Origin of the sequence: Streptomyces muensis (genome assembly GCF_021474425.1) — a bacterium.
Taxonomy (GTDB): domain Bacteria; phylum Actinomycetota; class Actinomycetes; order Streptomycetales; family Streptomycetaceae; genus Streptomyces; species Streptomyces muensis.
This window is the reverse complement of record NZ_JAKEIP010000020.1, coordinates 62,777-69,878: the sequence shown is the minus strand read 5'-3', so window position 1 is coordinate 69,878 and position 7,102 is coordinate 62,777. Positions and strand designations below refer to the sequence as shown.

The 7,102-nt window shown below is 70.1% G+C and carries 4 protein-coding genes; 1 reads left to right on the top strand and 3 read right to left on the bottom strand.

Annotated elements, in window-relative coordinates:
* The 3 genes from L0P92_RS08485 to L0P92_RS08475 all read right to left on the bottom strand — a co-directional run.
* The coding region (locus L0P92_RS08485; protein WP_234761893.1) for an alpha-galactosidase at nucleotides 1–1,957 on the bottom strand (1,957 nt) is incomplete at its 3' end.
* A gap of 99 nt (nucleotides 1,958–2,056) precedes the next feature.
* Entirely contained in the window at nucleotides 2,057–2,773 is a 717-nt protein-coding gene (locus tag L0P92_RS08480) for a GH12 family glycosyl hydrolase domain-containing protein (protein ID WP_234761890.1), read from the bottom strand.
* A 136-nt stretch (nucleotides 2,774–2,909) separates the two neighbouring features.
* The gene (locus L0P92_RS08475; RefSeq protein ID WP_234761889.1) at nucleotides 2,910–5,270 is read right to left on the bottom strand and encodes a sialidase family protein; all 2,361 of its coding nucleotides are present in this window, start codon (nucleotides 5,268–5,270) and stop codon (nucleotides 2,910–2,912) included.
* Between the two features lie 436 nt (nucleotides 5,271–5,706).
* Here L0P92_RS08475 and L0P92_RS08470 point away from each other — a divergent pair, with 436 nt between their 5' ends.
* Nucleotides 5,707–7,095, top strand: coding sequence for a condensation domain-containing protein (locus tag L0P92_RS08470; RefSeq protein WP_234761888.1), 1,389 nt, complete (start codon nucleotides 5,707–5,709; stop codon nucleotides 7,093–7,095).
* Nucleotides 7,096–7,102: the final 7 nt, after the last annotated feature.

Below are 7,102 nucleotides of genomic sequence, written 5' to 3'. Positions count from 1 at the left end.
CGGAGGGGTCGGCGCCGGGGCGGCGCCAGGCGGTGAGGTAGGTGGTGGTGGGGGTGTGCAGGGCAAGGGCGATCCAGGGGTCGTCCCAGGCGGGGAGACCGAGTGGCCAGGACGGTACGGCCTGCGGCAGGTCGGCGCGGATGGCCTTGTACACGGCGACCGCCTCGTGGACCAGGGCGCGGGCCTCGGGCTCCAGTTCGGGCAGGTGGCCGGAGAGGTGGATGCGTCCGAGGAGCGCGTTGGCCATGGTGAAGGCCACCTCGTCCAGGGAGTCCTCCGGCAGCGGGTAGGCCCAGACGGCGCCTTGCTCGGGGGTGACGGCGGTGGGGGCGGAGGCCGCGATGGGCGCGTAGAGCTGGAGGTTCTGCTGGTCGCTGGTGGACTGCAGCTGCAGCCGCGACAGCAGCGCGTGGTCCCAGCGCATGCCGCCGGAGGAGCAGTTCTCCACCACCAGGTTCGGGTAGCGGTCCAGGATGCCGTCGAGCCAGTCGAGGTGCGCCCGGTTGTGGCCGAGCAGACCGGCGCCCGGGGTCTCGCCGGGGTGGGCGCTGGTGCCGGAGCCGGGGTCGATGTTGTGGTCGAGCTTGAGGTAGCCGACGCCCCACTCCCCGACCAGGCGGTCCACCACGCGGTCCAGGTGGGCACGGGCGGCGGGGTGGCGCAGGTCCAGGTGGTGCCGGCCGGTCTCCGTGAGGCGGACGCCGTCGCGACGGAAGAACGCCTCGTCGGGCAGGGACTCGGCCATGGGGCTGTGCACGCCGATGACTTCCGGCTCCAGCCACAGGCCGGGCACCATGCCGCGCTCCCGGATACGGTCCAGCACCTCGTGGATCCCCTTCTCGCCGGGGAAGCGGGAGGCGGCCGGTTCCCAGGCGCCGACGGTGGTCCACCAGCCGCCGTTGTCGCCGTCGTACCAGCCCGCGTCGATGACGAAGTACTCGGCGCCGGCCTCGGCCGCCGCGTCGATCAGTGGCAGCAGCTTGTCGGTGGTGGGGTCGCCCATCAGGCAGTTCATGTAGTCGTTGAAGATGACGGGCAGGCGCTGGTGGTCGGGGTGCGGGCGGCGCTGGGCGCGGCGGTAGCGGGTCAGCGCGGCGAACGCGGCGTCGAGGCCGCCGTCGGCGCTGAAGGAGAGGGCGGCGGGTACGGTGCGGAAGGCGGCGCCGGGTTCCAGGGGGTGCCGCCAGCCGTGATCGGTGTCGGTGGGCCCGAACAGGGCCGCGTAGGCCGCCCGGTCGTGCTCTTGGCACTCCCAGCGCCAGCCGCCGCCGTTGTGCTCGATCTGCCACACCCAGGTGCGGCCGGTACGCCGGTCCGTCAGGCCGCCCATGGGGAGGTGCCCACAACTGGACCAGGTGCCCTGGCCGTTCAGGGCGAAGCCGGCCTTGCCGTGGCCGTACTTCACGCGTCCGCTGAGGACGGGTGTGGTCCGGCGCATCGGCTGTCGCTGCCAGCGGCACTCGGCGAGCCAGTCGTTGTCCGCCCACAGCAGGTCGGCGGCGTCGACGGCCGCCGGGTCCCGCGGGGTGAGGCAGCCCACCGCGAGCGAGCTGACCGACTCCAGGTGCAGCGTGGTCTGCCCTTCGTTGCGCAGGGTCACTTCGCCGCGGAGCACGGGGATGCCGTCCGGCGACCGGTAGGTCACCTCCGCGGCCAATCCGGTTTCCGGGTCGTGAAGATGCACGATCAGTGTGAGCCAGTCGCCGTCGCGGGCCGCGCTGTGGGCCCGGTGGCGCAGCCGCTCCCCGAGAGTGGTCCCGATGAGGCGGCTGCCCGACCAGCCACGGCCGTGACCCGCGGCCGTCACCTCGACCAGCGGCAGGGACGCACCGGGGTCGCCGCCCGCTTCGCCGGGCAGTCCGAGATGCGTCAGGCGGGTGCTGCCGTCGTCGCCGATGACGAACTCGAGGTGCAGGGCGTCGTGACCCCAGCGGAAGCTCCGCTGCTCGTTCTCCATGGTGTCCTTTCCGTCTCGGTACAGGCCGTGCTCGCCGTCGAACCCGACGGCGAGCACGGTGGTGTGTGCGGTGCGGTGACGCGCAAGGGCAGCGAGGCGTCAGAAGCCCACGGCGCCCCAGGAGTGGGCGGTGTAGTCACCCGGCCCGAATTCCCAGCCGGCCATGACGCTGTTGAGGTAGTGGTCGTTGGTGTAGAGACCCTTGCTCTTGCCGTAGTCGAAGAACGGGGTGAGGCTGCCGGACCACCAGCCGGACCTGCTCCTGTCCAGGAAACTGAGGGTGTGGTCGCCGTTCGGCCAGCTGTAATCGTAGATGTCCCAACTGCGGCCGCCCAGGCTGACGTTGGTCACGGTCGGGATCGCGTTGCCGTTCCCGTCGTAGCGGTCGGCCAGCGGCTGGGTGTTGGTCCAGTTGAGCCAGATCATGAGCTCGGTCTTGGAGTTGCGGTTGTTCGGCTCGGGGTAGGGGTCGATGAAGATGTCGTACGTGGCGTTGTAGCGCGAGCCGGACTTCGGCCACGCCGACTGGCTGAACCACGAGTTGTTGTTGGGGTTTACGGCGCCGATCTTCTTGGGGAGCGTGGTCACCGGGGACGACCAGCCCCAGTCCTTGCCGTTGACCATGGCGACGAAGCCGGTGCCGGTCGGGGAGTTCACACCCCAGGAGTTGTCGTTGGCGTACCACGTCGAGGCGTTGCCGCCGGTCGAGTAGTGCTTGAACCAGTACGTCTGTGACGCTGCCACTGCCGAGTTCGGCAGGGTGATGACGAGAGCCAGAGCCGCGAGCAGCGCGGCCCAGCCGATACGGAATTTCATCAGCCCTCCGGAATGTGTGCTGAGTGGGGGGATCACACAGGAGAGGAGAGGTCGGCCGCCCTGCCCTGGCGGCAGGGCCACGTCGGTCTCCCCTTCGGGACGGCGGGTGCGGTGCGGGGCGGCCGGAGGCCGAACCTCACCTGGGGTCGCCGTAGATGACTCCGCGTCCGTTCGTCCCGAAGTAGACGCGACCGTAGATCCGGGGGTCTCCGGTCATGGTGTTGCCGGTCCAGGCGTACTGGTGCCGGTCGTCGTTGATGCGGATCCAGGTCCGGCCCGCGTCGTCGGACCGGAAGATGCCGCGCACGCCGTGGATCCTGGAGCTGGTGTAGACGGCGGGGTACGTGGCGCCGGGCGCGGCCTTGCCGAATCCGACGACATCGCCTTGGTCCACCGCTTCGAACCTGGTGAACGACGTTCCGGAGTCGGTGGACCGCCACAGCCCGTACGGTGTGGGGGTGGTGGGCTTGGTGGTGCCGCCGGCCAGCCAGATGTCGCCCTCGTGGCCCGGTACCGGCTTGAACCGGACGTTGCCCGCGACGGGCAGACCGGTCGCCGCCGTGGCCTTGAAGCTCTTGCCGCCGTCCGTGCTGAGGTAGAAGACGCCGGAGCCGTAGGCGTAGAACTTCGCCGGGTTCACGCGGTCGGAGCGCACGGGGGCCCCGGCCGGCAGCCCCTTCGACGCCGTCCAGGTCGCTCCGTGGTCGTCGGACCAGCTGACCGGCGCTCCGGCCGGTGACCAGACGATCCGTCTGCCGTCGGCGCTGATGGCGACGGCCTGGTCCTCGACTCCGGGACCGGTGATGCCGGCCGGCTCACTGCGCGACGGCGTCCAGGTGTCACCGCTGTCGGTGGAGATGCCGAAGTGCTGCGTCCAGCCGCTGGTGGGGTGGCCGACCCGGACGATGGTGTGGGGCGCCAGCTCCGCGTAGTCCAGGGCCGGGGTGCCGCCGAAGGTCGGGCTGTCGTACATCTTCGGCGCCTTGCGGAAGTCCGTGTGCCGGAAGCCGCCGACGTCGCCGACGCCGGAGAAGAGGTGTGCCGCGCCGACGGGTGGGCTGATCACACACATGACGGCGGTTTCCTCCAACCCCTGGGCCCGTACGGACAGGTGCACCGTGCCACCGCTGTCCCAGTCGGTCAGGTTGTCGGCGCCGTAGATCGTCGCTCCGGTGCCGTACATGAAGTGGTCGGAGTCGAAGGGGTCGATCTGGACGGACTCCATCATCCAGCCCAGCTTGGGGGCCATCTCGGGAAGCGACGGCGAGGCGTTCCAGGTCAGCCAGGGGGCGGCGGAGATGTCGATGTCGTAGCGCAGGGTGCGCTCGGAGTTCGTGTCCAGGTCCCACGCGCGGGTCCAGCTCGCGCCGCCGTCGGTGGAGCGGAAGAGGATGCAGTCGGGGGACCAGAGGAGTTGGGTGGACACCATCAGGGTGTCCGGGTTCTGCCGGTCGATGGTCAGGCCGCTGTAACCCCACTTGTTGTCGTCGCTGGTGGACGGGACCGGGCTGATGCGGGTCCAGGTGTCGGTGGCGGTGTCCAGCTTCCACACGTCGCCCTTGAAGCCTTCGTACGGGCCGGCGGTGTCGCTGGTCGCCAGGTACAGATAGCCGCCGACGTGGTCGAGGACCGCGTGGTGCGGGATGAAGCCGGTGGGCTGCCCGGGGACGCGTTCCCAGGTCGCTCCCGCGTCGGTGGACCGGTACAGGATGTTGTCCTTGTCGGCGACGGTGACGTAGAGGGTCCGGGTGGCCCTGCCCGCTCTGCCGGTGCGCTTGTCGAAGACGACTTGCAGCACGCCCAGGTTGTCGCCGTTGTAGCCGTCGGGGTCGGTGGGGTCGATGACGAAGTTGCCCGCGTTGGGGAAGCCGGTCACCTTCGCGAAGGTCTTGCCGTGGTCGGTGCTGCGCCACAGCCCGTGGCCCCCGCGCACTCCGAGGTAGAGGATCTTGTTGCGGTTGGGGTCGATCACCAGCCGCTCGCCGATGCCCCGGCCGGGCATGTTGCCGCCCAGCCGGAACGGCAGGGGCGTGGTCTTCCAGGTGCGGCCGCGGTCGGTCGAGCGCAGGATCGCCGCCATGCTCGGGTCCCACTCGGGGAGGGTGTAGGTGCCCGCCGCCAGGTAGACGCGGTCGGGGTCGATCTCGTCGGTGGCGATGCTGATGATGCCGGTGTGTCCGTACTCGTCCCAGCCGATCCAGTCGGTGAGGGGGATCCACCGCCGGGACGCCGTGTCGAGGCGGTAGGCGCCGCCGATGTCGGTACGGGCGTACACCAGTCCGGGTTCGCTCTGGTTGAAGACGATGCCGGTGACGAAGCCGCCGCCGACTATCTCCGCGTTGCGGAAGGTGTAGGGCGTGCGTCTGAGCTTCCCGGTCGCGCGAGCGGACGCGGCGGTCGCAGCGGAGGCCCCGGACGGGGCGAGCACAGGGAGTGCGGCCGCGGTCGCGCCGGCGGCCAGCAGTCCTCGGCGGGAGAGGTGCGGGACACGGGTCATGACGGGTACTGCCTTTCGGGTGCGGGATAAGTGAGGCAACCCGCCTCGGTTACCGCGCTGTCGGGGAGTTCGCAGGACGGCTCGGCGGCTCATGCTCATGTCGTTGCGGCCCAGGGCGGGAGGAATCCGAATCGATGCGCTTCGACGTTCGGTGACACTAAGACTCTGTTTCCGGGCTCGACAACGGGCCGTCCAGGTCACGTTCCGGTAACAGGCACGGTCGAGGGTGGCGGTACGGCCCCACCCTCTATACGGCTTTGGCACAGGTGAGCTGGTCTTCTGATCACCTCTCAGAAAGGTGCGGCAACGCCGGAGAGACGACTTGCGACTGCTGGACGACTTGTGATTGACACACGACGCGGGATCATGCCAACGTCGAAGCGCTTCGACGTGTACGCAGCGCGGGGTGACGTACCGGAGGGGGGCCGGGGCGGGTATGCGACAGATCGCACGCCATGACGTCGTCTTCGCCGCCGGCACCGCCGGCGAACATGAACTGACCTGGTCGCAGAAGGCCCATGAACGCGAGGGATGCCACCCCCATCTCCACGGCCCCCGCAACAGGAACGTACGGATGGGCCGGGCACTCGACGGCACGCCCGACCTGGCCGCGGTGCTCCATGCCTTCGCCACGGTCATGGCCCACTTCGAGGCGCTGCGCACGCTGTATCCACGGGACGCGGACGGGCACCCGCGCGCGGTCGTCGTGGCTTCCGGGGTGCTCCAGGTCGACGAGTACGCCTCCGACGCCCCGCCGGACTACGACGAGCTGAGCGCCTTCACCCTCCGGTTGGCGGAGCCCGGATTCGCCCCGGACGACCTGCCGTTGCGCGCCGCCGTCGTCACCGTGGACGGCAGGCCCATCCACGTCGCGCTGTCGTTGCACCATTTCTCGGCGGACACGACGGCCGGCCGGATCGTGGCCGAGAACATAGCCCGACTGGCCGCCGATCCGGGTGCCGATCTCGGTTCGGGGTGGCAGCCGCGGCAGATCGCGAGCTTCGAAAGCAGCCCTTCGGGGCTGCGGCACGCCCATCGTGTCGACATCCATGACCGGGCCATGCTCCGTCAGTCGGCCATGCCCGAACTCCTGGCGCCCGCGAGCCGCGACGGGGACGCCGTCTACAACTTCGTGTGCCTCGACTCGACGGCGGTCGCGCTCGCGGCAGCCGCTCTGGCGAAGCAGTACCGGACATCCGTGGCCGCCGTCCTGCAAGCCGCGTACGCGTGCGCGCTCGCCGAGCACCTCGGCATCGGCAACTGCGTGTTCAACACCGTGATGGCCAACCGGCAGACCGCCTTCGGCCGCGAGGCGGTGGCCCATATCGCCGGCCGGGCCCTCGTCCCGGTCGACACGTCCCTGGGCGGCGACCGGTTCCCGGCGCTGTGCCGGGCCGTCGACGCGGCACTCGTCCGGTCCTCCTCCGTCAGCCTGCGAAAGCCCGACCGCCACGCCAGGTCCCTGGACGAGGTCTCCGCCGAGCTGGGCCGCTCCGCACACAATCCGTACGTGGTCAACGTCCGCCCCATAGCGCCCCGCACGCTGATCCGGGCTCGCGCGGACAGCGCACAGCAGGACCTCGAACGAGCCATGGCATCCAGCCGCTACCGGCGTTTCCCCAAACCCGTCGACACGAACTCCGGGAAGCTCACCTTCGATGTGTGGGGTATGTCCGAGACGGCCGGAATCAGTCTCGGGACGGATGCGAGGTCCTTCGACGCCACGGATCTCGAACAGATACTGCTGTCCTTCGAGAGGCGGCTGGTGGGCGCCGCGATCGGCGGTCATGGCGGACGGAGCGGCGACGGTTCGGGGCGGGGGTGACGTCCCC

Coding starts and splice junctions, on each gene's coding strand:
- L0P92_RS08470 (WP_234761888.1), top strand. CDS start 5,707: ATGCGACAGATCGCACGCCATGACGTCGTCTTCGCCGCCGGCACCGCC.
- L0P92_RS08480 (WP_234761890.1), bottom strand. CDS start 2,773: ATGAAATTCCGTATCGGCTGGGCCGCGCTGCTCGCGGCTCTGGCTCTC.
- L0P92_RS08475 (WP_234761889.1), bottom strand. CDS start 5,270: ATGACCCGTGTCCCGCACCTCTCCCGCCGAGGACTGCTGGCCGCCGGC.